The sequence below is a fragment of the Clostridium thermobutyricum genome, assembly GCF_000371465.1.
Taxonomy (GTDB): Bacteria; Bacillota; Clostridia; order Clostridiales; family Clostridiaceae; genus Clostridium; species Clostridium thermobutyricum.
Genome location: NZ_KB850956.1, coordinates 14,801 through 40,994, shown reverse-complemented (window position 1 = coordinate 40,994; position 26,194 = coordinate 14,801). Strand labels below are relative to the sequence as shown.

Annotated in this window: 26 protein-coding genes, 2 tRNA genes and 1 other RNA gene; 9 read left to right on the top strand and 20 right to left on the bottom strand. The window is 26.2% G+C overall.

Features of this window, described 5'->3' with window-relative positions:
• Positions 1 to 228: 228 nt before the first annotated feature.
• The 4 genes from gloA2 to dnaX form a co-directional block, all read right to left on the bottom strand.
• Entirely contained in the window at positions 229 to 609 is a 381-nt protein-coding gene (gene gloA2 / locus HMPREF1092_RS00225; protein ID WP_002596561.1) for an SMU1112c/YaeR family gloxylase I-like metalloprotein, read from the bottom strand.
• Positions 610 to 1,071 (bottom strand): GNAT family N-acetyltransferase, encoded by a 462-nt coding sequence (locus HMPREF1092_RS00220; protein WP_002596560.1) that lies wholly within the window; start codon positions 1,069 to 1,071, stop codon positions 610 to 612. It lies immediately after the preceding gene.
• A gap of 81 nt (positions 1,072 to 1,152) precedes the next feature.
• Complete coding sequence (locus tag HMPREF1092_RS00215) at positions 1,153 to 1,491, bottom strand: YbaB/EbfC family nucleoid-associated protein (RefSeq protein ID WP_002596559.1); 339 nt, start codon at positions 1,489 to 1,491, stop codon at positions 1,153 to 1,155.
• Positions 1,492 to 1,629: 138 nt separating this feature from the next.
• Positions 1,630 to 3,246, bottom strand: coding sequence for a DNA polymerase III subunit gamma/tau (gene dnaX / locus HMPREF1092_RS00210; protein ID WP_002596558.1), 1,617 nt, complete (start codon positions 3,244 to 3,246; stop codon positions 1,630 to 1,632).
• Between the two features lie 364 nt (positions 3,247 to 3,610).
• On the opposite strand from dnaX, the gene HMPREF1092_RS00205 reads away from it, so the two are divergent.
• The 4 genes from HMPREF1092_RS00205 (at position 3,611) to HMPREF1092_RS00190 (ending at position 6,207) form a co-directional block, all read left to right on the top strand.
• Positions 3,611 to 4,222, top strand: coding sequence for a hypothetical protein (locus HMPREF1092_RS00205; RefSeq protein ID WP_002596557.1), 612 nt, complete (start codon positions 3,611 to 3,613; stop codon positions 4,220 to 4,222).
• Between the two features lie 132 nt (positions 4,223 to 4,354).
• Positions 4,355 to 5,146, top strand: coding sequence for a thymidylate synthase (locus HMPREF1092_RS00200; RefSeq protein ID WP_002596556.1), 792 nt, complete (start codon positions 4,355 to 4,357; stop codon positions 5,144 to 5,146).
• Positions 5,146 to 5,637 carry a dihydrofolate reductase gene (locus HMPREF1092_RS00195; RefSeq protein WP_002596555.1) on the top strand — a complete coding sequence of 164 codons (492 nt, stop codon included), beginning with the start codon at positions 5,146 to 5,148 and terminating at the stop codon, positions 5,635 to 5,637. The genes HMPREF1092_RS00200 and HMPREF1092_RS00195 overlap by 1 nt, the downstream gene beginning before the upstream one ends.
• A gap of 174 nt (positions 5,638 to 5,811) precedes the next feature.
• Entirely contained in the window at positions 5,812 to 6,207 is a 396-nt protein-coding gene (locus HMPREF1092_RS00190; protein WP_002596554.1) for a hypothetical protein, read from the top strand.
• A gap of 178 nt (positions 6,208 to 6,385) precedes the next feature.
• Here the strand turns inward: HMPREF1092_RS00190 and ffs are convergent.
• From ffs to pnuC (HMPREF1092_RS00140), 11 genes are all read right to left on the bottom strand, one after another.
• Positions 6,386 to 6,651: signal recognition particle sRNA large type (gene ffs / locus HMPREF1092_RS16705), an RNA gene on the bottom strand.
• A 3-nt stretch (positions 6,652 to 6,654) separates the two neighbouring features.
• A tRNA-Ser gene (locus HMPREF1092_RS00185) sits at positions 6,655 to 6,744 on the bottom strand.
• 178 nt (positions 6,745 to 6,922) lie between these two features.
• Positions 6,923 to 7,285 carry a hypothetical protein gene (locus tag HMPREF1092_RS00180; RefSeq protein WP_002596553.1) on the bottom strand — a complete coding sequence of 121 codons (363 nt, stop codon included), beginning with the start codon at positions 7,283 to 7,285 and terminating at the stop codon, positions 6,923 to 6,925.
• A 310-nt stretch (positions 7,286 to 7,595) separates the two neighbouring features.
• On the bottom strand, positions 7,596 to 8,354 hold the full coding sequence (pnuC, locus tag HMPREF1092_RS00175) for a nicotinamide riboside transporter PnuC (protein WP_002596552.1): 759 nt from the start codon (positions 8,352 to 8,354) through the stop codon (positions 7,596 to 7,598).
• 262 nt (positions 8,355 to 8,616) lie between these two features.
• Positions 8,617 to 9,399 (bottom strand): prolipoprotein diacylglyceryl transferase, encoded by a 783-nt coding sequence (gene lgt / locus HMPREF1092_RS00170; protein WP_002596551.1) that lies wholly within the window; start codon positions 9,397 to 9,399, stop codon positions 8,617 to 8,619.
• A gap of 249 nt (positions 9,400 to 9,648) precedes the next feature.
• Positions 9,649 to 11,805, bottom strand: a complete 2,157-nt coding sequence (locus tag HMPREF1092_RS00165; protein ID WP_002596550.1) for an ornithine decarboxylase — start codon at positions 11,803 to 11,805, stop codon at positions 9,649 to 9,651.
• 562 nt (positions 11,806 to 12,367) lie between these two features.
• Positions 12,368 to 12,820 (bottom strand): nucleoside deaminase, encoded by a 453-nt coding sequence (locus tag HMPREF1092_RS00160; RefSeq protein WP_002596549.1) that lies wholly within the window; start codon positions 12,818 to 12,820, stop codon positions 12,368 to 12,370.
• Between the two features lie 52 nt (positions 12,821 to 12,872).
• Positions 12,873 to 14,126 carry an HlyC/CorC family transporter gene (locus HMPREF1092_RS00155; protein WP_002596548.1) on the bottom strand — a complete coding sequence of 418 codons (1,254 nt, stop codon included), beginning with the start codon at positions 14,124 to 14,126 and terminating at the stop codon, positions 12,873 to 12,875.
• Between the two features lie 340 nt (positions 14,127 to 14,466).
• Positions 14,467 to 14,841: a heavy-metal-associated domain-containing protein gene (locus HMPREF1092_RS00150; protein ID WP_002596547.1), complete on the bottom strand. Its 375-nt coding sequence runs from the start codon at positions 14,839 to 14,841 to the stop codon at positions 14,467 to 14,469.
• A gap of 156 nt (positions 14,842 to 14,997) precedes the next feature.
• Positions 14,998 to 15,537, bottom strand: coding sequence for a PepSY domain-containing protein (locus HMPREF1092_RS00145; protein ID WP_186003701.1), 540 nt, complete (start codon positions 15,535 to 15,537; stop codon positions 14,998 to 15,000).
• A gap of 138 nt (positions 15,538 to 15,675) precedes the next feature.
• The gene (gene pnuC, locus HMPREF1092_RS00140; RefSeq protein WP_002596545.1) at positions 15,676 to 16,488 is read right to left on the bottom strand and encodes a nicotinamide riboside transporter PnuC; all 813 of its coding nucleotides are present in this window, start codon (positions 16,486 to 16,488) and stop codon (positions 15,676 to 15,678) included.
• A gap of 252 nt (positions 16,489 to 16,740) precedes the next feature.
• Between pnuC (HMPREF1092_RS00140) and HMPREF1092_RS00135 the strand changes: the two genes are divergently transcribed.
• On the top strand, positions 16,741 to 17,382 hold the full coding sequence (locus HMPREF1092_RS00135; RefSeq protein WP_002596544.1) for a Crp/Fnr family transcriptional regulator: 642 nt from the start codon (positions 16,741 to 16,743) through the stop codon (positions 17,380 to 17,382).
• 39 nt (positions 17,383 to 17,421) lie between these two features.
• Here the strand turns inward: HMPREF1092_RS00135 and HMPREF1092_RS00130 are convergent, their stop codons facing one another.
• The 5 genes from HMPREF1092_RS00130 to HMPREF1092_RS00110 all read right to left on the bottom strand — a co-directional run bounded on the left by HMPREF1092_RS00130 (position 17,422) and on the right by HMPREF1092_RS00110 (position 22,516).
• Positions 17,422 to 18,078: an NAD(P)H-dependent oxidoreductase gene (locus HMPREF1092_RS00130; protein WP_002596543.1), complete on the bottom strand. Its 657-nt coding sequence runs from the start codon at positions 18,076 to 18,078 to the stop codon at positions 17,422 to 17,424.
• Between the two features lie 287 nt (positions 18,079 to 18,365).
• A complete protein-coding gene (locus tag HMPREF1092_RS00125) occupies positions 18,366 to 19,142 on the bottom strand; it encodes a PH domain-containing protein (RefSeq protein WP_002596542.1) in 777 nt (258 codons plus the stop codon).
• A gap of 215 nt (positions 19,143 to 19,357) precedes the next feature.
• Positions 19,358 to 19,432: transfer RNA gene (locus HMPREF1092_RS00120), tRNA-Arg, on the bottom strand.
• A 67-nt stretch (positions 19,433 to 19,499) separates the two neighbouring features.
• The gene (locus HMPREF1092_RS00115) at positions 19,500 to 21,863 is read right to left on the bottom strand and encodes a cation-translocating P-type ATPase (RefSeq protein WP_002596541.1); all 2,364 of its coding nucleotides are present in this window, start codon (positions 21,861 to 21,863) and stop codon (positions 19,500 to 19,502) included.
• A 98-nt stretch (positions 21,864 to 21,961) separates the two neighbouring features.
• Entirely contained in the window at positions 21,962 to 22,516 is a 555-nt protein-coding gene (locus HMPREF1092_RS00110; RefSeq protein ID WP_002596540.1) for a hypothetical protein, read from the bottom strand.
• Positions 22,517 to 22,648: 132 nt separating this feature from the next.
• On the opposite strand from HMPREF1092_RS00110, the gene HMPREF1092_RS00105 reads away from it, so the two are divergent.
• From HMPREF1092_RS00105 to msrA, 4 genes are all read left to right on the top strand, one after another.
• A complete protein-coding gene (locus tag HMPREF1092_RS00105; RefSeq protein ID WP_002596539.1) occupies positions 22,649 to 23,377 on the top strand; it encodes a lysophospholipid acyltransferase family protein in 729 nt (242 codons plus the stop codon).
• Positions 23,378 to 24,003: 626 nt separating this feature from the next.
• On the top strand, positions 24,004 to 24,729 hold the full coding sequence (locus HMPREF1092_RS00100; RefSeq protein ID WP_040413754.1) for a tRNA 2-thiocytidine biosynthesis TtcA family protein: 726 nt from the start codon (positions 24,004 to 24,006) through the stop codon (positions 24,727 to 24,729).
• 2 nt (positions 24,730 to 24,731) lie between these two features.
• Positions 24,732 to 25,589, top strand: coding sequence for a DMT family transporter (locus HMPREF1092_RS00095; protein WP_002596537.1), 858 nt, complete (start codon positions 24,732 to 24,734; stop codon positions 25,587 to 25,589).
• A 118-nt stretch (positions 25,590 to 25,707) separates the two neighbouring features.
• Positions 25,708 to 26,181, top strand: coding sequence for a peptide-methionine (S)-S-oxide reductase MsrA (gene msrA, locus HMPREF1092_RS00090; RefSeq protein ID WP_002596536.1), 474 nt, complete (start codon positions 25,708 to 25,710; stop codon positions 26,179 to 26,181).
• The last annotated feature ends 13 nt before the right edge of the window (positions 26,182 to 26,194 follow it).

The window sequence follows — 26,194 nt, the reverse complement described above, 5'->3', positions numbered from 1 at the left end:
TATTATGTAATAAAAAATGATATCTTTCTTTATTAAAAAAATTTTAAGTTATTATCTTATTTATTTATGCTATTAACCTTATTCTATTTCTTTTCATTACTAATTCCCTCCTAAAAATAACCCCCTTGAGTATAATAATACTCAAGGGGCAAAAATTTTCGCGGTACCACCCTTTTTAACAATATATCTTATTACACTTATTTTCTCTTATAAAATCCCCTATTTTAACTATTCATGTAATTCTAATGGCAAATCATCAGGGTCTCTAAAGAAAGTCATTTTTTTATTAGTAAATTCATCAATCCTAACTTCCTCTGTTTCTATACCTTTAGAATTTAATTCTTTTATAACTTCTTCTATATTTTCTACTTTAAAGGCTAAATGTCTTAATCCACATGCTTCTGGTCTTGAAACTCTCTTTGGACTATTTTTTATACCGAATATTTCTAATTCAACATCACCTAATTTTAAATCTAATTTATAGTCATCTCTACTCTCTCTATAATTTTCTCTTATTATAGAAAATCCTAATTTATTTACATAAAAATCTTTTGATTTTTCATAATCTGAAACTATTATTGCAATATGGTGTATAGCATTTAAATTCATTTATTTTTCTCCTTTACTTCCTATATATTTCATTTCAACATGAGGAATTCCAACTTCATCATAAACATCTGAAATTATTTTAAATCCAACATATTCATAAAGCTTTTTAGCATAAAGCTGAGCTGAAATTTTTATTTTTTCTTCATTACAATGCTCTTTTAAAAACTCCACACATTTTTTCATAAGTTCAGTTGCTATCCCTTTTCTTCTATATTCTTTTATTACTAACACTCTTCCTATCGAAGCATAATTGCCTTTTATTCCACTTTTTATTAGTCTAGCATAAGCAATTACTCTATTATTTTCTTCTAAAAATATATGAAAAACATTTTTATCAATATCATCAAAGTCATTTTCTTGAAATATCTTTTGTTCACAAGCGAAAACTTCATAACGGGCTTTACAAATTTCATATAGTTCATTTATATCAAGCTCATTAAATTTTTTTATCTTAAAATCCATTTTAATTTCACCTCTTAAAGTATAATTTATATACAACAAAAAGCAGATAAGAAGTAAAACCTCTTATCTGCTTTAAATTTATTAGAATAATCCTGGTATGTTCATTCCACCAGTTACTTTCCCCATTTGATTTGCAGTTTCTTCATCTGCTTTTCTTAATACTTCATTTACAGCACTTAGTACTAAGTCTTCTAACATTTCTACATCGTCTTCGTCAACAACTTCAGGTTTTATGTTTATAGCTAGGATTTCTTTTTTACCATTAGCTTTAACAGTAACAGCACCACCACCTACTGATGATTCGAATTCCTTTTCTTCCATTTCTCTTTGCATTTGCTCCATTCTTTTTTGCATTTGTTGAGCTTGCTTCATTAAGTTACCCATGTTACCCATTCCACCTGGGAATCCACCTTTTGCCATATATAATTCCTCCTTCTTATAACAAAATATATTCTTATTATATAGTATTTATTTAAACTTTTCTATATTTAAGCAAATCTGTACATTCACCTACAAGCTCTGCTTATTCTATACTATGATTATCATTTATTTTTGCTACTATTCATCTATAATTTCTAAAAAATCTGAGCCAATTACATCTGTTAATACCTCTTCTGTTGATTTCACTTTTTCCTCTCCTTCATCAACAGTAAATTGTACTCTAACTCTTGAACGAAGAATTTCAGTAAATACTTCATTTACAAGCTTATTATTTTCTGGTTTTTCAAGTCTATCCTTATTAAATGAATATTGATTATCATAATTTATAGTTATTACTCCACCTGAACAAGCAGTAATTTTACCTGTTGTTATAGAAGCATATATAACCATAAGTCTTCTATTTCTAAATGTTTCTAATATATCTTTCCAAGCTTTTCGAACATCATTAACAGTTAAAGTACTATTTTCATCTACTGGAGTATTATCAATTGGTCTTTTAGGAGCTTCTTTAACTACATTTTGAACTTTCTTTTGCATAGAAGTTACAGCAGTTTCAGCTTCTACTTTAGAAACTTGTATTTTTCCAGATTTTAATGTACTTTCTAATTTATTTATTCTTGCTAATATTACTTCATTAGAAGTATCATATTGTATTTTACAAACCTTTATAACTGATAATTCTAAATAAAGCCTAGCTTGTTTAGTAGCTTTTGCATCACTTTCACACTCTTGAAAAATTCTTATGCATCTCATAATTTCTTCAACTCTTATTCTCTCTGCCTGTTCTTTTAAAAGTTGAATATTTTCAAGAGACATATCTAAAACTTCATCTGGATTATTTGTAACTTTAACCATAAGAAGATTTCTATAATGTGCTATTAAATCTTTTATAAATAAGTATACATCTTTTCCTGCAAAAACAATCTTATCAATTATTTGCATTGTTTTTTCTATATCTCTTTCTATACAAGCTGATACTATTTGAAATAAATATTCATTAGTTACAAGCCCTAACATTGCTACAAGTTCGCTATAATTTACATTTCCATCTCCCATAGCTATTGCCTGATCTAATATACTAAGCGAATCTCTCATTGCACCATCTGATACTCTTGATATAAGTTGTAAGCTTTTATCTTCTGCAAAAACTCCTTTTGCTTCAACTATCTTTCTAAGCCTACTAACAATTTCATCATTACTTATTCTTCTAAAGTCAAATTTTTGACATCTAGAAAGTATAGTTATAGGTAATTTTTGAGGGTCTGTAGTTGCTAGAATAAATATTACGTTTTGTGGAGGTTCTTCTAATGTTTTTAAAAATGCATTTACAGCTCCAGTAGAAAGCATATGAACCTCATCCATAATATAAATTTTAAATCTTGCTTCTTGTGGAGGATATTTTGCATCATCAATAATATCACGAATCTTATCAACTCCATTGTTTGAAGCTGCATCAAGTTCAGTAACATCCATAAGTAACCCTTCATTTATTCTTTTACAATTTTCACATTCGTTGCAAGGTTCACCTTCATTTAAATTAAGACAATTTAAAGCTTTTGCAAAAACTTTAGCCGTAGAAGTTTTACCTGTTCCTCTAGTTCCACAGAAAAGATATGCATGTGCAATTCTATCATTTAATATTTGATTTTTAAGTGTTGTTGTTATATGTTCTTGTCCTATGACATCCTCAAATGTCTTTGGTCTCCATTCTCTATATAAAGCAGTATATGCCAAAATATCTGCACCACCTTTTTAAGTAAATTATATAACTTAATTATACTATACATGAGAATTCATGTTCTACTTTTATTTTAAGAGTATTCTTATAAACCAATTAAACTTTCAAGATATTAATATAAAAATTATATAATTTAATATTTACTCTTCTTTATAATTATTATCATAGTTTTTATATGTTAACCTTAAATTTATATTTTTATAGTGTATACAAGCTTTTATAAACTATACTACTTTATGAAAAAACTAATATATACATTAATTTCTTAATTTATTTTTATGAAAATATTAAGTAAATTATTTTTTTTAATCATCTGTTGAAATATATAATTAAATCATCAACTCAGAAGAAGGGATTTCTATGAAAAAATTATCAAAATTTCAAAAGCAAAATTTAAATACTTTTCTAATTGGTTTAATACTTCCAATTATAGCTTTTATATTCATTGCTTTTTCATTTAGTAAAAATTATCTATCAAATTTTAGTTATAGATTTTTAAAACATTTTAGTTCAAATCTTGGTACATTTTGTGAGATATTATTTCTTATAGTAATAAGTCTTTGGTGTATTAGATTAATATTAAAATATATAAATCCTAAAACATTTAATTTTATTTGGAACTTAATTGATAAAACAAAGTTTAGACTTTCTAAAACCTCAAAAGATTTTATTTCAAGTTTTCTAACAAATGAATTAAAAAAATTTTTAATATATATATCAAAAATAGTTCAAAAATTGCACATTCCTCTATCAGCTATTGGATTTGCAGTTATTTCTATTCATGTATATATATTTATACATTTGGGATTTAAGTGGAATTTAGGATATATTTTGGGCTCATTAGCTGCCATAGTATTATTAATACTTTTTATATCAGGTATTCTTAGAATATTTAATAAAGGTTTTAAAACACATAAATATTTAGGAGTAAGTTTCATTATTCTTACTTTATTACACGTACTTTTTATATAAATAAAGACGTATCTTAAAAATTTTTAGGATACGTCTTTATTTTTATATATTTTTATATTTTAAATTTTATTTTTTTCTTTAAGGTCATATTATGTTAAAATTAGATGATAATTTAGAAAGGGGTGTCATATTATGAGTCTTTATGATAAACAATATCTAAATATTGTTGAAAACATATTAGAAAACGGATATTATGACCAAAATAGAACCGGTGTAGCAACTTATAAATTACCTCACCAAATTATGCAATTTAATTTAGAAAAAGAATTCCCTATTCTTACAACTAAATTTGTTGCATTTAAAACAGCTGTTAAAGAACTTCTTTGGATATATAAAGATCAATCAAACAGCGTAAAAAAATTACAAGAGCAAAACGTAAATATATGGAATGAATGGATGATGGAAGATGGAACAATAGGAACATCTTATGGTTGGGTAGTTAAAAAATTTGACCAACTTGATAAATTAATCCATGCATTAAAAACAAATCCACAGGATAGAAGAATGATGATAAACTTATGGCAAATTCCATATTTAGATACTGGTGCACTACACCCTTGTTGCTTCTTAACAATGTGGGATGTAACAGATGGTAAATTAAATTGTATGTTAGTTCAGCGTTCAGGAGATATTCCACTTGGAGTACCATTTAATACTACTCAATATGCAGTTCTTGTACATTTAATTGCACAAGTTACAGGACTTAAACCTGGTTTATTTACTCATGTAATAAATAATGCTCATATTTATGAAAACCAAGTTGAAGGAATGAAACTTCAATTAACTAGAAAAGATGATGCTTTTGAAGCTCCAAAACTTTGGATAAATCCTGAAATAAAAGATTTTTATGATTTCACTATTGATGATATTAAGCTTGAAGGATATGAACATCATCCATCTATAAAAATGGAGGTATCTGTTTAATGCTATCAATTATAGTAGCTAAGGCATCTAATGATGCTATTGGAAAAGATAATAAGCTTTTATGGCATATCTCTGAAGATTTAAAAAGATTTAAATCTATAACTTCAGGCCATAGCCTTATTATGGGGAGAAAAACTTTTGAATCTCTTCCTGGAATTTTACCAAATAGACATCATTATATTTTAACTAGAGATAAAAATTTTAAAGTAGATTCTGATAAAGTAACTGTTATACATTCTTTAGAAGAAGCTATATCTAATTTTAAAGATTCAGAAGAAGAAGTATTTGTTATAGGAGGAGGAGAAGTTTATAATCTCCTTAATCCATATTGCAGTAAACTTTATTTAACTAATGTAAAAAAAGATTTTGAAGCAGATACATTTTTTCCACAGATTGATTATTCTAAATGGGAAACTATCCACAATTCAGGTGAATTAGCAGATGAAAACAGTGGATTAATTTTTGAATTTGTGGATTTAAAAAGAAGATAGTCTATTTATTTTAAAGATAATCTAATATTTAATTAGATTATCTTTTTTTATATGAAAAAAATGTCGAAGGAAACTTATATTTATACTACAAAAAACAGCAAAAAATTAAAGTTTTAAATGCTATCATATTAATTTAAAAAAATTCTATTTAATTATTAAAGGAGTAGTTTTAAAATGATAAATAATAAAAAATTTAAGTTTCTAATAATTCCTTTATTAGCATTAATTATATTTGGCTCAGGAATTCTAATAATTAGAGAATTTTATGATACTTCCACTATAGCAGCTGAATTAAAAACTCAATCCGATAATACTATAACTTTTAACTGTGGATACCTTGATAAATATATTCATTTATCATCAAGAATTGAAGATAAAAGTAACGTAGAAAATTTAAACTATAAAATTATTAATCCTAAAGGAATAACTATGGATGAAGGAATTTTAATTGAAAATAAAGTCAATTATACATTTAAAGGTGAATGGAAAATTCAATTTGATTTTCCAGAAGAAGATCAAACAGCATTAATAAACTATAATATAAAAACTAATTCTAAAAATAATATTTAATATCTATATATATTTTTGGGCAAGAAAAAGAGGGATCTTATTGTGTGGCAATAATCCCTCTTTTTCTTGTCCTATTGTTTTTATATGTTAATCCTATTGAAGAGTAACCTACTTTGATTTTATTAAAACGCGTCCAAAAATTTATATTTATGTACGTTTAATTTTTTTCATTAAAAAACCGTGCACCTCACTTCGACAATAACTTATAAGCGTTACCTATGTAGTTAGCTCAGGCCAGATTTATCCACGGCACACGGAAAGACACCACTTATTGCTGCTTCCTTCCGGACCTGACAAGGTTCATGGGCTTCCATTGCGTGGGACCCAGCCATCAACACCACTTGCATAGGGCAGACCAAACAAGTTAAGGCCTCCCTGAGGACTTCGATCCTGCTATAGCGGATTGCAGGTTACAGGGCACCGCTAACTCCCCATCTAGCACGGTTCTGGCGGAGAGAGTGGGATTTGAACCCACGATAGAGTTTCCCCTATACACGCGTTCCAGGCGTGCTCCTTCGACCACTCGGACATCTCTCCATAATGCTATAAAAATTGATTGCTTTAATATAAATATTAAAACGCATTTTTTAATTCTGTTTCATTCTATCATAAATAGCTATATAGTTCAATACTATTATGCATTATATAAATTTACCAAATAATATTGTTAAATAAAAAAAGCCTCATTAAATAAATGAAACTTTTTTCTCTAAAACTAATTTGCGCTTACATCTTGTTGGAGATTTTGTAAAAGCTGATATTGTAAAGCTAATATATTTTTTGCACTATCACCAGATATACTTGGAATAGAAGCTTGTAAATCTTTAGCTCCCTCGTTAGTAATAGTACCTAAATTTTTCTCTTCTTCGTTTTTTAACTGATTTTTTAAAATCTCTATTCTTGAATTATTTATAGTTATCTCTGATATTTCATTACTAGTAAATTTATCACCTTTGCTATTAATGTATTGATATTTACTTTGCCCTTTAAAATATATAAAAGTAGATATTCCTATTATTACAACAATTAATAATATAATAATAGATATTATTATTTTTCTTTTATTTGTACTATTCATCTTAACTTTCTCCTATTTTATATTCTTCCGCATATTTTTATACTATAAAATTTTACTAATAATAATTTTTATTTCTCAATCTAAATCAATTTTAATCTAATTTTAAAAACAATATAAATCACTTTTTAAAAAGTAATTTATAAAATTATATGATATATAAAAATTAAATCATAATTAAGCTTGTACTTATTATTCTACATTAAATTTAATTTTAATGATGGCAAAAAAATTAAAATTAGAACAACAGTAAATATAAAATATCTTTCAATAAAAAAAGGATAGAAATTTAAAATTTCTATCCTAAATATTATTATTTATTTTTATTTAATCTCTTCCAGTTAATAAATCCATAAACAGCATTTAAAGTGAATTGAGTCCACATTATTGCTCCTGATAATGAATTTAATGAAAAATGTTTTGTACTTATTAAGGAAAGTATAAATAATATTATCCCAACTCCATCTGACGCTATCCAGAAATACCATTGTTCAACATATCTCTTAGTCGCCATTATAACAGCACAAATCATTAATGTTGAAGTTAATGCATCTACTATATATTGTTTATCTGAATCAATGTGTGTGTGGAATAAACATTGGAATATATTTGGTAAGTATTTTAAGAATATTCCATATAAAATCCATACTACTATGAAGAATATTGCTAATACAGCCCAATTCTTCCCAGTCATTCTTTTAACTTCTATTTCACCAGTATTTCCGCTCTTTAAGCTTTTATTCCATAAATAAAAACCTACAAATTGCATTGGGATTTGGAAAAATACATATAAAATCACTTGCCCATATACATGACTGTGATATGCTACAAATGCATATGATGATGTATTTAATAATCCCCATATATAACATACTACACTTGCTCTAGCAGTATATATGGCTGCAAAAAGCCCTGCAATTGTTGCTACTAATCCTATTATTCCTGTTAAAGTTAAAATTGAATCTAATGAACCAGATTGAATTGCTGGAACAAAGAAAAGTACAATATTTAACACTAGGAATACTACAAAATAAATCTTATGAAATTTAGAAAATGATTTAAAAAAGTTCATTTATTGCCTCCCCTTAATTGTCATTCTTAATACTATCTTTCTTATAATACAAGAGGACAAGCATATATAATAATTATTATTTTATTAACTTTTTTAACATTATGTGTTGTAATCATTTACTTTTCTATTTAAATGCTTATTTTACATATATTTGTTATAATTTTATTCATATAAAATACCAATATAAAATTTAATTTCCTTATTGATCCAATTTTTTTATATAAAAAGAACCTGAATTTATATATTCAAGTTCTTATTTTAATTATGATAATTTTACTCTTTTATTTTTTACATAAATACTTAATATCCCTATTAATCCAACAATTATTCCTGCTAAAGAAACTAGTTGTGCTACTCTTAGTCCTAAAAGCATTAAACTATCTGTTCTTAGTCCCTCTATAAAAAATCTACCTAAAGAATATAATATCATATAGCTACATATACATACTCCTTCATACCCTTTTTTAACTTTATAAAGTATGAATATAAGGACTAAACACATTGATATGTCCCATAAAGATTCATATAAGAAGGTTGGATGATAATATTGACCTCCTATATACATACCATCTTGTATAAACTTAGGGAAATGAGATATAAACTCTTTAGTAACTACATCTCCATGAGCTTCACTATTCATAAAATTTCCCCATCTTCCTATAGCCTGAGCTAAAATTATAGATGGTGCAACTAAATCCGCATATGCTAAAAATTTAATTTTCTTTATTCTTGTATATATAAAAGCTACTAAAAATGCTCCTATAAGTCCTCCATGTATAGCAAGCCCACCTTGTCTTATATCTAGTATTTTTCCTATGTCTCCTCTATAATAATCCCATTCAAATATTACGTAATAAACCCTTGCTCCTATAATGGCACAAGGAAAAGCAATTAAAAATACATCTATTAATGTGTCGAAGTTTAATCCTTTTTTCTTTGCATTAAAATAAGCTAATATAAAAGCTAATATTATACCTATTCCAATTAAAACTCCATACCACATAACTTTAAATCCAAAAATTTCAAAAGCTACTGGATTATTCATATTTATCCTCCCACTTATCTTTTTTAATAATTATAACCTTTTATTCATATTTATTATATATTATATATTTTTTTTTAATTTTTATAAATAAAAAAATAAGCTATATAATAATTTTAAAATTATTATATAGCTTATTTAATATAATTGTGAATTCAGCATTAATTATCTAATATTATTGATATTACTTAATATAAAAGAATCTAAACACTTAATATTCAGTGTCTAGATTCTCTGATTTAAAAATTAGAATTATTTATCTAATACATATCCGAAAGCTTTAACTTTTCCGTCTGCTTGTTCTTCTAAATATACACCTTGAATTTCTGGCGCAAATCCAGGGAATTTATTTATTCCTTCTTCAAGTATTAAGAAATATTTTTGAACTGTTTCTGTCCATCTTTCTCCTGGAACAACACAGAATACTCCTGGTGGATATGGAAGAGCTCCTTCTAGTGCTACTTCTCCAACAATTTTTTCTAAAGCAACTAATTTACAGTTGTTTCTTAAGTATTCTACGTTTGCATCATATGGATTCATTACTCTTTCTGGGAATGAAGCATTTCTGAATATTTGTTTTTGATATTCTTTAGCATTTGATTCTCTGTAGAAATCATGCATTTCTTGACATAATTGTCTTATAGTATATCCTCTGTAACGTTCTTCGTTTTTAGCATAAAGTGTTGGTATAACTTGACTTAATGGTGCATCTTCTTTAACTAATTGTTCAAATCTAACTAAATGAGATACTAAATTTTGCATTTTAGTCATAGTTTCTGCTGGAGTCATTAAGAATAATATTGAGTTAAGGTCATTCTTTTCTGGTATTATTCCATTTTCTCTTAAGTAGTTAGCAAGTATGTTTGCTGGTATACCAAAACTTTCATATTCTCCAGTTTCAACATTTATACCTGGTGTAGTTAACATGAACTTGTTAGGATCAACGAAGTATTGATTTTCACCATATCCTTCAAATGAATGCCATTTTTGTCCTGGGTGGAATTTGAAGAATTCAATATTATTTGCAATTTCTTCAGTTGGATATTCTTCCCATTTCTTTCCGTTAATTTCAGTTGGTATAAATGGTTTAAACATTTCACAGTTAGCAAGTACCATTTTTCTAGCTTCTATTCCTAAAGTTACACAATCATGCCATAATTGTCTTCCAGCTTCACCTTCTTGCATTTTAGCATTTACATCTAATGCTGCAAATAAAGGATAAAATGGGCTTGTTGTAGCTTGAGCCATAAATGCATTATTAAAATGTTTATGGTCAATATATCTTTTTTGACCTTTTATATGACTATCTTTTTTGTGAATTTGTGATGTTTGTGAGAATCCTGCTTGTTGTTTGTGAACTGATTGAGTTACAAGGATACCAGGATCATTTTCATTTAATTCTAATAATAATGGAGAACAATCTCTCATCATTGGTATGAATTGTTCATATCCAACCCAAGCTGAGTCAAATAAGATGTAATCACAAAGATGTCCTATTTTATCTACAACTTGTCTAGCATTGTAAATTGTTCCATCATAAGTTCCTAATTGGATAATAGCTAATCTGAAAGGTCTTTCTTCTTTAGCTCTTTTTGGATCTATTTTAGCTATTTCAGCTCTAATATACTCTTCATCAAAACAGTGTGCATCAATACCACCAATGAAACCAAATGGGTTTCTAGCAGTTTCTAAATAAACTGGAATACCACCAGCTTGAACTAATGCTCCAATATAGTTTGATTTATGGTTATTTCTATCAAATAATATTAAATCCCCAGGTGCTACAGCTGCTTTAATAGCTACTTGGTTTGATGAAGAAGTTCCGTTCATAACAAAATATGTTTTATCTGCATTATAAACTTTAGCTGCATGTTCTTCTGCTGCAACTGCTGGTCCTTCATGGATTAATAAATCTCCTAATGCAACGTCTGCATTACATATATCTGATCTAAATACATTTTCTCCGTAGAATTCATATAACATTCTTCCTGCTGGATGTTTACGGAAGTATTGTCCACCTTGGTGACCTGGACAATCAAATTGTATATTTCCTTTTTCAACATATTTTTTTAAACTACCAAAGAAAGGTGGTAATACTCTTTCTTCATATTCATTAGCTGCTGCTTCAATTTTTCTGTTATATAGAGTTTCATCAAATTTGTTATCATCAATAACGTGATATACCATAGGTACTAATTCACTATCAAGACTTTCACCAGCTTCTAATTTAACGAATACTGGAATTCCTAATTTAGTTGCATAAGCCTTTTTAATTACTTCTTTTTCAGAAGCTGTTACTACTATCGCAGCTACATCTGTAAAATCAGTATCTTCAACGCATACTGTTGGTCTTTCTGTTTTGAAGAAGTCTTTTGATACAGCTGTACAAGCAATCTTTAACTGTTTCATAATTATCCCTCCTAAATAGATAATTATAATTCTGTTAAGTTACATACATAACCTCTTTAGAAATTAGTATATTTTAATATATCAAACCTAACAGAATTTAATTATTTTCAAAATAAACTAATAATGTTTCGACAAGCTAAATATACTTGTTTAAGGTTAAACTTTCAATAATTTACAGGTAAATTTAACCCTTTATTTATCCTTTATTAAATACTTAACAACGGCTTAATCCTTTTCCTTAAAATTCTAATAATATATATTTCTCCTAATTTTTAAATTGTTTTTATCCAATTTTCAACAATTTATTCTATTTTAATGTAATTAATACATTTTTAGTTTTTATTTTAATTTTATTTCAGTTTAAATTGTTTTTGTCTACTATCTATTTAAAAGAGTTATCTTACCTTAATTGTTAAATTAAACTATTTTTGCGATTCTAAGTTTTATTAATATAGTTAATTTTATGAATTTTTTGTGTATTTTAATATTTTAGGAGCTATTTTTTTGTAATTTTTTAGAAAATAAATTACTTTTTCTGTATTTTATTTACTCTTTTTTACTTTTATTTACTCTTTTTTACTTTTCTTTTCGCTTCAAAAAATCTTTTTATTAGTTCACTACATTCTAAATTATACCTCCATTCAACCTCTAAATTTGAATTTAAATATTTATTATTAGTTATATCTATAACAGTTCCACAAGCCCCCATATCTATATTAAAAGTACCTATATATAATTTTGAAATCCTACTTTGAATTATTGCACTAGCACACATTGAACAAGGCTCTAAAGTAACATACATTTCATATCCATTTAATCTCCAATCTCCATTCTTTTTGCAAGCCTCATTTATTGCAATGATTTCACTATGAGCAAGAGGATTTTTTAAAGTTTCTTTCATATTATGTGCTTTTGAAATAACTTCTCCATCTTTTACAATTACAGCTCCAACTGGAACTTCTCCTTCTTCTAAAGCTTTTTTTGCTTCTAATATAGCTAAATCTAAAAACTTCATTAACATCATCCTCTCAAAAAAATTGGGACAGCAAAAATTGCTATCCCCAATCCTAAGTATATATTCTAACTTTTTTAATCCTATTTTTATCTACTTCTTCTACTATAAACTTTATTCTATCTATTATTACTTCTTCTTTATCTTCTGGAATCCTACCAAGAGCTCCTATTATAAGTCCACCTACAGAATCGAACTCTTCTGATTCCATATTAACTCCAATAAGTTCACTTACATCATCTAATCTAGAACTTCCATCTACAATATATTCATCTTCTTTAATGACTTCTATCATATCTCGTTCTTGATCATACTCATCTTCTATATCTCCAACTATTTCTTCTATTAAATCTTCAATAGTTACTATTCCAACTGTTCCACCATATTCATCTAAAACTATGGCTAAATGATTTCTAGTCTTTTTCATTTCATTAAATAATTCGGTAATTTTCTTAAATTCAAAAGTAAAAAAGGCTTCTCTCATATAATCTTTAACTTTAAACTCACCTTTTCTTTCACCAGCTATTATAAGGTCTTTTACATTTAAAACACCTATTATGTTATCTATACTATCATCATAAACTGGAATTCTTGAAAATTGCTCTTCCTTTATGACTCTTAAAATTTCTTTATAATCATCATTTATATCTATAGCTGTAACATCAACTCTTTGTATCATTACATCTTTAACTTGTGAATCAGCAAAATCAAAGACATTAAAAATCATTTCTTTTTCAACATCTTCTAATACTCCTTCTTCTTCACTAACACCAACCATAGTTTTTAACTCTTCTTCTGTAATAAAAGGCTCTGTTGCTTTAGGATCTGCACCTAATATTTTTATAAATATAGATGATATTGTAGTAAATATTATTACAAATGGCTTAAATACTCCTACGCAAAATTGTATTGGTTTAGAAACCTTAAGTGCAACTTGCTCTGACTTTTGTTTTGCTATTGATTTAGGAGTTATTTCCCCAAATATAAGTACCAAAACTGTCATAACCCCAGTAGAAATTGCAATAGCCATATCACTATCTGCTCCAAATATTCTAACTGCCAATGAAGTTGCAATAGAAGAAGCTCCTATATTTACAATATTATTTCCTATAAGTATTCCACCTAATAATTTATTAGGATTTTCAGTAAGCTTTTCAACTAATTTAGCTCCTTTAACGCCTTCTTCAACTAAATGCCTTATTCTTATTTTGCTTAAGGCCATAAGAGCTGTTTCTGACATTGAAAAAAATCCTGATAATATTAAAAGTACAATTAATAAAACAATCTGCCCCGTATAACTAGAGTCCAAAAATAATCACTCTCCTAAATTTTCTCAATTATATATTTTTTCCATTATATCATATACTATGAATTTTTTATACAAAGATGACTTTAGTTTTAAAGTTATCTTTGTTAAAATTTTAACCTATTTTTTCACTATTGTTATTTATTTAACAATATCGTTAATTTCCTCTTATTAAAATTTCACTTAACCCCTTGATATAACTTACTTTATAGCATGTCGATTTTTTATTGTTATTTTTTTAACTTTTAAAATTCAACTATATTTTTTTATTATTTTTGTCATATTATGAATTATCGCTCTCACTCTATTTTGAAATTTTATTTTTTCTAAAATTGGCTATGCTTTATATATTCTTCAATTCATCATCTAATTGCTTTTCTATAGTTTTAACTACAAAATCTAAATTTTTCTCTCCATATTTCTCAATTAAATCATAATTATTTATTCCAACTTTTTTCACTATTTCTGCCCATTTCAATACTTTTTCCTCTTTAACAATCGCAGAATCATAAATAACAACTATTTTTCCATTCTCCATATCTACTTTTACATCTTTTATCCCCTTTAATTTTTCTAATGCTTGGAATAAAAATCTCTCATATTCTTTATATTCGGCTGGAATTAATTTTAATGAACTAACTTTAAAAATTATTTTTTCTTTCTCTTTACTAGCTACTTTTATTTTAGATAATTGTGATATTATAAATTTCTTAAACATATTACTCGCCCCTTCATCTAATTAAAATGTTTTATATATTCTAATCTTTTAGTTTTCTTTATAGAACTTCTATAAAAAGAAAACCTTAAAGAATTTTAATTCTAATAAAACTCTTTAAGGTTTAATTTTAAAAATTTTCTATTTTTCCTTTTGAAATTATTTATGTATATTTCCAATTTCAATTCCTATTATCTTACCATCTCTTGCATCTAACATTATTTCTGTTTCTTTATTATCGCTTACAACCTTACCTTCATATATTGGTATACTATCATATCCATCATACTTAAAGCTCTCTAGAGCCCCTTTTCCTGCTCTTTTTAGTATAATATTTTTTGCTACATCCTCAGTTATTATATTTCCATTATATATAGCTTCTGTTTTATCTATTCTCTCTTCATCATAATTTATTATTTCACCAGTTTTAGAGTCTACATTTATATCATATTCTTTACCATTTTTAATTATCTTTCCTTCAAATATTTTTAAGCTACCTTTATTGTTATATCCAAATTCAACAAGCTTTCCATTTGGAACTTTATCAGCCATTATTTCCTTTGCTTGTTCAGCTCCTATCAGATTTGATTCATTTGAAGTACTTTGTATATTTTTATTTGATTCATTTGAGCATCCAACTAAAATAATAATAAAACTACTCAAAATTAATATAGCCAATTTATTTTTAATTTTTCTCATTTCATTATCCTCCTTTTTCATAATTTTCTCCTTTTATTGGCTATATTATTCAATTTAAAATAAAAAACTCTACAACAGAAACCTATTGTAGAGTTTTTATTTTATAGAACATATCTATTTTAATATGATTTTACACTGTTAAATAGAATGTGTTCTTTTTCTTTCATTGTACATCTTCTTCCATAAGTAGAATCCATATATAGCTCCTACTCCATATTGAATCCAGTTTAAAGCTCCTGATAAATCACTAACTAAAACAGATCCTGTAAACACTTTTGTTTTAAATAATCCTTCTATAAATAATACCGCACCTATATTACAGAATATCCAGAACCACCATTGCTCTATAAATCTTCTTGATGTTAAGAACATTGCCATTACTGTTAATACTGTAGTTAATGAATCTAATTTTGGACTTGGATCTGGCGCAATCATTTTTCCTCCAAATATAGCATGTAAAATTTGTGGCAAATGACTTAAGAACTCATAGTATATAAACCAAAAAATTAACAGTGATATTATAGTTATTACCCACTGTATAAAATTAAATTTTTTAATTTCAATCTTATTATCTGTAGACTTATTCATACTTTTCTTCCAAGAAATAAGCCCAGCTATTTGAATTGGTAATAATAAAATTATATTTTGGATTACTTGTCCATATAAAGCTCCTTTATATGAAACCCAAGCATAAGTTAATGTATTTATTATTAAAAATAAATAAACTATAATTTCTCCTCTAGCTTGATATATTGAAGTTAAAACTCCTGTTACAGAGCATATCAATCCTATTATTGCAAGCGGAGTAAATAAATCACTCATTTTAGAACCTAATAATACTGGACTAATAAACGAAAATATACTTGCTAGTATAAATATTATAAAAAATCCTTTTTGAAAATTACTTAATGAACCCCAGAAGCCTTTTTTGGTTTCCACCTGACTCATCATAAAATTACACCTCTTTCAAATTTTTACTTTTGTTAATTAATCATATTTAAAATTCCCCATTATTAAAGCATCATATAATTTTTAGTAATTTCCCTTATAATCTGATTATCTTTTTTAAGGAAATTGTTTTCAAGGACATTTGTCCTAATTTTTTTTAATAATATTTTAAATTTCAATATTTCTGAAAAAGATTGACATATAAAACCATTATTTGATAATTTGTATGTATTATAAAGAAAAGAAGGTAATTCCATGGAAAATATAGACATATTAAATATTATAAATTCTTTACCAAAAGAATTAAAATCTCATTTTAATTATAGAGATTTTAATATAGATAATCCTATTTTAACACAGGGTAATAGACTTGATAATGTTTATATATTATTAGATGGTATAGTTAAGCTTTGCCATTCAGACATATATAATATTAACTACTTAATAGATATAGAGGCAGCTATATCTATATTTGGTGAAATTGAAGCTTTAAGTGGCAATCATACTCTTACTACTGTTCTTCCCTTAACTAAATGTACAACATTAGAAATACCTAAATCAATTTTCTTAAAAATAATAAAAAAATATCCTAATATGTCCCTTTCAATAAATAAATTATTTGCAAATAGAATGTATGAAAGTTGGTCAAGAGAAATGAAAAACGTTACTCTTCCACTAAAATACAAAGTAGTTTACTTTATATTAAAAATAGAAAATAAAAATTTAAGTATTCAAATTACAAAAAAACTTATAGTAGAAGGAGTAGGATCTAATATAAGAAGTATAAATAGAGTAATTAAAGAATTATCATCTCTAAATTTAATAAACTGTTCTGGTGGAACTATAACAGTTCCTTCAATATCTTCTTTAAAAAGATATTTAGATCAATTAATATAAAAAACCAGTCTAATTTTAATTAGACTGGTTTTTCTTATATTATTTTACCCATTCAATTACTTGTTCTTTAGCTCTTCTTGTTTTTGGAGCAGGTTCTTCTGCTCTATATCCAAATGCAGTTATAAGTGCTAATTCAAAATGTTTTGGATCTAAAATATTGTTTTCAATTAGTATTTTTTCAACTGATTCTTTATCAAATCCTCCAATTGGGCATGAATCAATTCTCATTAATGCTGCTGTTTGCATCATATCAGCCATAGCTATATGAGCTTGCTCTTTTGAATAATGTTCTATTAAATCATCTTTATTTTGAAATCTACTATCTTCAATGTCTTTCATTATCTTTTTCATAATTTCTACAACATCATCAGGTAATTTTTTAGTATTTACTAATAGTTCATTTATGTATTCTGAATCATATTTTAAATCATCAGCTTTTCTGCTTAAAATAAGTACTACATGGCTTGCTGATGGTATTTGTTTTTTTCCACCCCAAGATACATTTGCTATTTCTTCTCTTAATTTTTCATTTTGAAGAACTACAAACTTCCAAGGTTCTATTCCCATTGAACTTGGAGCAAGTCTTCCTGCTTCTAATATTAAATCAAAATCTGCTTCATTAATTTTTTTACTTTCATCAAAAATTTTACATGCATATCTGAAGTTTAATGCATCTCTAATGTCTTCTCTTCTCATTTTAACAACTCCTCTTGATAATTAGTGTTTTCTATACAAATTTATAATTCTCATTTTTGAACTTATATATTAATTTTTATATAGTATTAACTAATTATAATTATTATTTAATTCAACTATAAAACTATTTGCCTTTTTTAACAAGTACGCACTTTTTAGTAACTATAAAAATTCATTTTTTCCATTCAAAATTTCAAAACAAATAATTTTTAATGTTAATTATATTTCAATAAAAAAACACCTACTTTAAGGTGTTTTTCTTAATTTTATAAAATTTTATTTATATCTTAATCATTTCCTTTTTTAATTTTATTAAATAAAGAAATTGTTTTATTATCATTATTAAATCCTATTAAATATTTTTCATTACCAGTCTTTATATAAATCACATCTTCATTATCATTTTCAACAAAACAGTTTGTGCTTCCTAACTCATTCAAATGTTCATCTCCAAATATTTTATTTCCAATATTCCCTCCACCATCATTCCATTCTACTTCTGGCGCCTTTTCCAATAACTTAACTTCTTTAATATCACTTAAATTTATTTTTGCTGAGCCCCATCCATCTATTATTATATTTGTATTATTAACTTCTACTTTAAATGACTTATTAGTATTTTTCATAGACATTATTACAACTACTACTGCTATTATCACTATTACTATTGCTATTATCACTTTTAAACTAAATTTTCTTGATAATTTACTCTTATTTTCCCCTAATCCAAACTTAGAATTTAATGAATATTCCATATTTATAATACCCACAATCAAAAGAATTACCGGAATAAAAGTGGTCAATAAATTTACTAATGAACTATAAGAAGAATTATAAAAAAATGATCCCAATATAGATATAACCAAAGAAATTATTGATATTATAATTAAATATAACCCAAACTTCTTATTTGCATATTGAGCTGCTTCTTTTGAAACTCTAGCATCTTTACTTCTATATCCAAATGCTGAATTTTCATCAAAATCTCCTTTTCTCATAGCAATCCCAAGCATTACGAATAAAAAAAACATAGGTAAATTTAATATAATCCCTAGATATTTCATATGAATCATCTCCATTGTATAAATTATTGTAATTATATAACAAACATTTCCTTAATATATGTACATTTTAGGAATATTATGTTAATTATACTTTTTATACAAAATTAACTATATTTTAGAAAATATTTTTTATATTAGTTCATTTAATCTTATAAATATTTTTATTGCAAATAAAAAAAGCCTAACCAAAAGGTTAAGCTTTTCTTATAAAATTATGGCACCCCCAACAAGAATCGAACTTGTATCTATCCCTTAGGAGGGGACTATTCTATCCATTAAACTATGAGGGCATAATCTATACTTTAAATAGTATTATATAATGCCTCTCATGTCAATTATTTCATTATTATTTATATATTATTTTTCTATATGTCTCTTAGTTCTTATAAGGCTTACTACAGCTGCTAAAACTGGTATTGAAGCAAGTACTGTTGCCCCAGACAATAACCACTCATTTTTTGTTATAGGAGATAATGAAAATACTTCTCTTCCTATAGGTGTTATGAAAGCTAATACTATTATTGCACTCATAAAAAGCCCTAAAAATACTTTAAATGATGTTAATGGTAATGAAACCTTAAATAATATTACTATACTAACACCAGCTAACATTAATACAGCTAAAGTTTGTGCTTTTTGAATTCCAACTCCATGATTATAGGATATTAGGAAAGTGGCTGTAACAAATATAGATATTAATATACCATTTGGTATACTAGCTGTTAATATTCTTCCTAAGAAACCTTTTTTTACTCTATTTGTATTTGGTAATACAGCTAAGAATAATGCTGGTATTCCTATAGCACAACTACCTATTAAAGATAATTGTATTGGATCTATTGGGAATGGCATCATTAAAATTGAAAATACAACTGCTAATATTATTGAATATGTTGTTTTTGATAAGAATAACTGAGCTACTCTTTCTAAGTTATTTATTTGTTGTCTTCCTTCTGCTACTACTTTTGGTAATGCACTAAAATTTGATTTCATTAATACTAATTGAGCAACTGCCTTTGTAGCATCTGAACCATTTGCCATAGCTATTCCACAATCTGCTTCTTTAAGTGCTAGTACATCGTTTACTCCATCTCCTGTCATTGCAACTGTATGCCCATCTGCTTGAAGAGCTTTGACAAAAGCCTTCTTTTGATGAGGTGTTACTCTACCAAAAACAGTATATTTTTTCATAGCTTCTTTTAATCCTTCTTCATCTACTGGAAGTTCTCTTGCATCAATATAATTTTCTGCTCCAAAAACTCCAGCTCTCTTTGCAACTGCTGATACAGTTACTGGATTATCTCCTGAAATTACTTTTACATCAACACCTTCTTCATTAAAGTATTTTAATGTTTCAGGGGCTTCTTCTCTTATTATGTCCTCTATTAATATTAAAGCTAATGGTTCAACTTTAGATAATTTTTCTACTTTAACAGTTTTTAGTTCTGATTTACCTAAAATTAATACTCTTCTACCTTTAATAGCTTCTTCATTAACCAATTCTTCTATTTCTGAATATCTTTCACCCATAACAATCTCAGGTGCTCCTAATATAAATGTGCCCTTATTATCTATTATAAGACCACCCCATTTTCTTTTTGATGAAAATGGCATTTTCTCTATTATATTTAAATTAGGATTATCTTTATATCTATCCAAAATAGCTTGTTGAGTTGGATTCTTACTTGGCAATTCATGTGAAATAGTTGCTAGTATAGTATCTATTTCACTTTCTTCATAATCATTTGCAAGTTTTTCAACTCCAACTAATTTTAATTTTCCTTCAGTTATTGTTCCTGTTTTATCAACACATAAGACATCTACTCGCGCAAGAACTTCTGTTGCTGAAAGTTCTTGAACTAATGTATCATATTTGGATAATTTTATTATAGCAACAATAAATGTAGCACTTGTTAAAAGAACCAATCCTTCTGGAACCATTCCTATTATTCCTGAAACTGTTCCTAATATTGCATTATCTAAACTTGTTTTTATAAATACTAATTGACTTACTGCCAATAATATTCCTATTGGAACTATCATAAATAAAAGTACTTTTAAAATTTTATTTGTTGCATTTTGAAGTTCAGAGTTTGTTATTTTAAATTTTCTAGCTTCATCTGCAAGTTTAGATGAATATGTATTTGCTCCAACCTTAGTAACTCTCATATACCCTTCACCTGCAACTACAAAGCTTCCTGATAGCATATTATCATTTATCTTTTTATCAACAGGATCAGCTTCACCTGTTAACATAGATTCATCAACTTCAATTTCATTACTATCTATAAGCTCTCCATCTGCTAATATTTGATCACCTGTAGTTAAAAATACTATATCATCTTTAACTATGTCTTCAATGCCTATAGTTTTCTTTTCTCCATTTCTCACTACATTACAATGTGCTTCACTTATTACTGATAATTTTTCTATAATTCCCTTAGCTTTAAGCTCCTGAATTACTCCAATTAAACTATTTACTATAATTACTCCTGCAAATATAGCATTTTTAGGAGAACCTGCAAAAATTACAGCTGCAGCTAAAACTAAGTTTAAAACATTAAACATTGTAAAAAAATTAGATCTTATTATTTGAGCAAATGTTTTTGAAGGAGCTTTTTGAAGTGTATTTATTTCGCCTCTTTTTATCCTATCTTCTACCTGTTTATCCGTTAATCCTAAGATATCATTTGTTTCACTTTCTATCGATCTACATTCCATGCTCAAACTCCTTATAAATATTTAGTTTTTTAATTATATTTTAAAATTTTAATCTTAACTAATCCTTAATTTTTTATATTTATTATATTAAAATTTTCTTATTTATTAATTTTATTCCTTATTTCGTTTAATTCATTGTTTATTTCTTTTAAACTTTTATTTTCATCTAAGTTAATTTCAAACGAATTTATATGATTAGATATTTCACCTGTTTTATAATTATTCTCTAACATCCATGTCTTTAATTCATTTACCTCATTAACATTACTTGAATTTTTATTTAGAATCCAATTTATATTTTCTCTTCCTTCTCTAACTATTATTTTTCCTACAGAATATTTATTCTTTATATTTCCTTTTATAATATATACATTATAACCTCTTTCACTTATTTTTCCTAATAACTCTAAGCTTTTTTCCAAATCATCTTCTTTACTTAAATACACTATTAATCCTGTTAACCCCTGTCTTTCCTTACAAGCTAGTTCTAAAAATTCTCCATGATTTTTTATTTTAACCATTCTGTTATCAACAATTTCATAATAATCTTTTTTTAATTCATTCGAGTAACTAATTACATTTTTAGTTATAAAAATAGTTATTACAGCTATAAAGACCATACTAATGAAAAATAAATATTTACCTTTTTTCATAATCTCACCTCTTTATTATGTTTTCCCTATTTTTCTAAAAATAAAACGATTCCTTCTTTAATTTTTCCTTAATTTATAATATACTTTTGATTATGATGTAATTATGTTTTTTAAATTTTAGGAGGGAAACTTATGCTTAGAACCATAATATTTTATCCTTGTGTTGTTATGACATTGGTTCTTTCTTTTATACCATCTTTCAGATATAGATTTGTAGATTCGAAACCTAGTAATAAAAAATTCAATTTAAGCGTATATAGGATTTCTTCTGCATGGGCTAGACTTATGATGAGATTAAGTGGCGCAAGAATAACTGTAACTGGCGAAGAATACTTAAAAGAAGGTGAAACTTATTTATTTGTTTCTAATCATCAAAGTAATTTTGATATTCCATTATTACTTAGTGCTATTCGCTGCCCAAAAGGATTCATAGCTAAAAAAGAATTAGGAAATATACCTATTCTTACTTTTTGGATGAAAAAAATACATTGTGTTTTTATGGATAGAGATAATATAAGAAAATCAGCCGAAGCTATTGTTAAAGGAATTCAAATTCTTAAAGCTGGACATTCTATGGTTATATTTCCAGAAGGAACTAGAAGTAAAGGTGGCCCAGTAAAAGAATTCAAAGCTGGTAGCTTTAAATTAGCTTTAAAATCAAAAGTTAAAATAATTCCTGTTACTATTGATGGGTCCTATAAACTTCTTGATGCAAATGGAGGTAAAATTAAAGCTGCTGATGTAGCTGTAACTCTTCATGAGCCAATAGATGTTACAACTCTTTCAAAAGAAGAAATCGCTGATTTACACAATACTGTTAGAGATATAGTAGTATCTGATTTACCAGAGAATCAAAGATAAGAAAATTTAAAATTTGAATAATTTAAAATCCTAAGTATTTATCTACTTAGGATTTTTCATTTTTTTATTTATTTTTATAAAAGTCAAAGAAAGTCTATATCAGTTCAAAACTATATAAATATAATTTATATGTAAATTTTTATTATTTTTTTAAATTTTTCCCTAATATTATTTATATTCTTTTTTTAATACTAAATCCCTCCATATTTTTAATTATTATTAACTTTATTTACTCTTTCCCTCCATTTTATAATCATTTATCTTTTATATTATTTTCTATAAAAAAATAGAAGATTTTTATTGCCTTCTACTTTTTTTATTTTATATCTCTCTTATTGAATTTCACTACTTCTCTCTCTATTTATCAAGATTTTTTGCCTTTAGTATAATTTCTAATATATTTTTTCTATTTATATTATTTTCTTTTGCAAATACATATTTTCTTAAGTCATTCTAATGTTTATTAGCTTATACTAAGTACTTTTAATGTATTAAAATATATCTTTTTACTATAAAAATCTCTTCTAAATTCAATTATTAACATATCTTTAAATTCATTTTCTTTACCATATGTTATAAAATATATAAAACGACTATTTTTAAGAAAGGAAATTAATTTTATGACTATGCAAAAACTTTTAAGTAAAACTAGGCAAGCAATTAATGATTTTAATTTAATTGAAAATGGAGATAAAATAGCTGTTGGCTTATCTGGTGGTAAAGATAGTCTTACTTTGTTACATATTTTGAAAAATTATCAAAAATTTTCTCCTGAAAAGTTTGAGTTAATTGCTATTACTCTAAACCCAGGTAATGTTGATAATTCTCCTCTTCATAAACTTTGTAAAGAAATTGATGTAGAATTTCAAGAAGTTCAAACAAATATATCAGAAATAGTTTTTGACATTCGTAAAGAAAAAAATCCTTGTTCTCTATGTGCAAATTTAAGGCGTGGAGCATTAAATGATAATGCAAGAAAATTAGGATGTAATAAAGTTGCATTAGGTCACCATAAGGATGATGCTATTGAAACATTAGCTATGTCTATGTTCTATGAAGGAAGAATAAATTGTTTTTCACCAAAAAGCTATATGGATAAATATGAACTTTCTTTAATTAGACCAATGGTTTATATAGAAGAATATATGATAAAACGAGCAGTACGTGAATATAATTATCCTGTAATAACTAATCCATGCCCTGCTGATGGTAAAACAAATAGACAAGATATGAAAGAACTTATTAAAAATCTAAATAAGCAAATGCCCGGATTTAAAAAGAATTTATTTGGATGTTTAACTAATTCATCACAACTTTTTATTTGGGATAAAGAAACTGTTAGGAGAATGTAATAATGCAAATTAACAATAAGAAAAAAGCTATAATCTTCATGATTTTAGCATCTTTTTTCTTCACTACTATGAATATGTTTGGTAAGCTTTCAGAGGGGATGAATCCTTATCAAAAAACATTTATAACAAATTTTGTTGCAACTATAATTGTATGCATAATAATCAAACGTAAAAATGCTTCATTTTTTGGAAAATCTGAAAACAGAAAATATTTATTAATTAGGGGAATTGCAGGTACTATTTCTATTTGTGCTTTTTATTTTTCTCTTGAATATTTATTTTTATCTGATGCTACTATGTTAAATCAATTAAGTCCATTTTTTACAATCATATTTTCATTCCTATTATTAAAAGAAAAATTAACTAAAAAACAATTAATTTGTTTATTAGTTGCTTTTATAGGTTGTATTTTTATTGTTAGACCTCAATTTAATTCATCTATACTTCCTGCTTTAATGGGAATATTTGCAGCTGCTACAGCTGGTCTAGCATATACCATGATAAGAGTTATTGGAGATAAAGAAAATTTCTTTACAGTTATCCTTTCCTTTAGTGGAGTAGCTACTATTTCCTGCTTTCCCTCCTTATTTACTGACAAAAGTGGATTAACACTTTTTAATATTTCAGTAATGGCTGCTGCTGGACTTAGTTTTATGTTAGGTCAAATATTTTTAACTTTAGCTTATAGAAATGCTCCAGCTTCAGAAATATCTATGTATTCATATATTGGACTTATAATCGCTGCCATTTATGGCTTACTTATTTTTTATGAAATACCTGATATATATTCTGTTATTGGATATGTAATTATTATATTTGCATCTTTTGTAAATATTTTATCTAAAAAAAGAAAAATTTAAAAATTTTATAACATTTTTATGATTGATGTAATGAATATATATTATTATAATAATTAAATAAATATTAAATTATAATTTGGTTATACTAACGAATAAATCTGTATAGGAGAGTTATATTATGAAAGAAATTGTTTTAGCTGGCGGATGCTTTTGGGGTGTAGAAGAATTTATGTCTAGACTTGACGGTGTCATTTCTACAGAGGTTGGATATGCAAATGGTAGAACTGAAAACCCAACCTATGAGGATATTTGTACAAAAGATACTGGATACGCTGAAGTATGCAAAGTTACTTTTAATGAAGATATTATTTCTCTAAGAGAACTTTTAATAGAATTCTGGGGAATTATCAATCCAACTGTTCTAAACAGACAAGGAAATGACATAGGATCACAGTATCGTACTGGTATTTATTATACTAAAGAAAGTGATATTGATACTATAATTTTAACCAGAGACAACGAACAAGCAATATATACAAAACCTATAGTTACTGAAATTAAGCCACTTATTACTTATCATAAAGCTGAAGAATATCATCAGCATTATCTTAAGAAAAATCCAAATGGTTATTGTCATATAGAACTTAATTAAAAAGAGCTGCTTT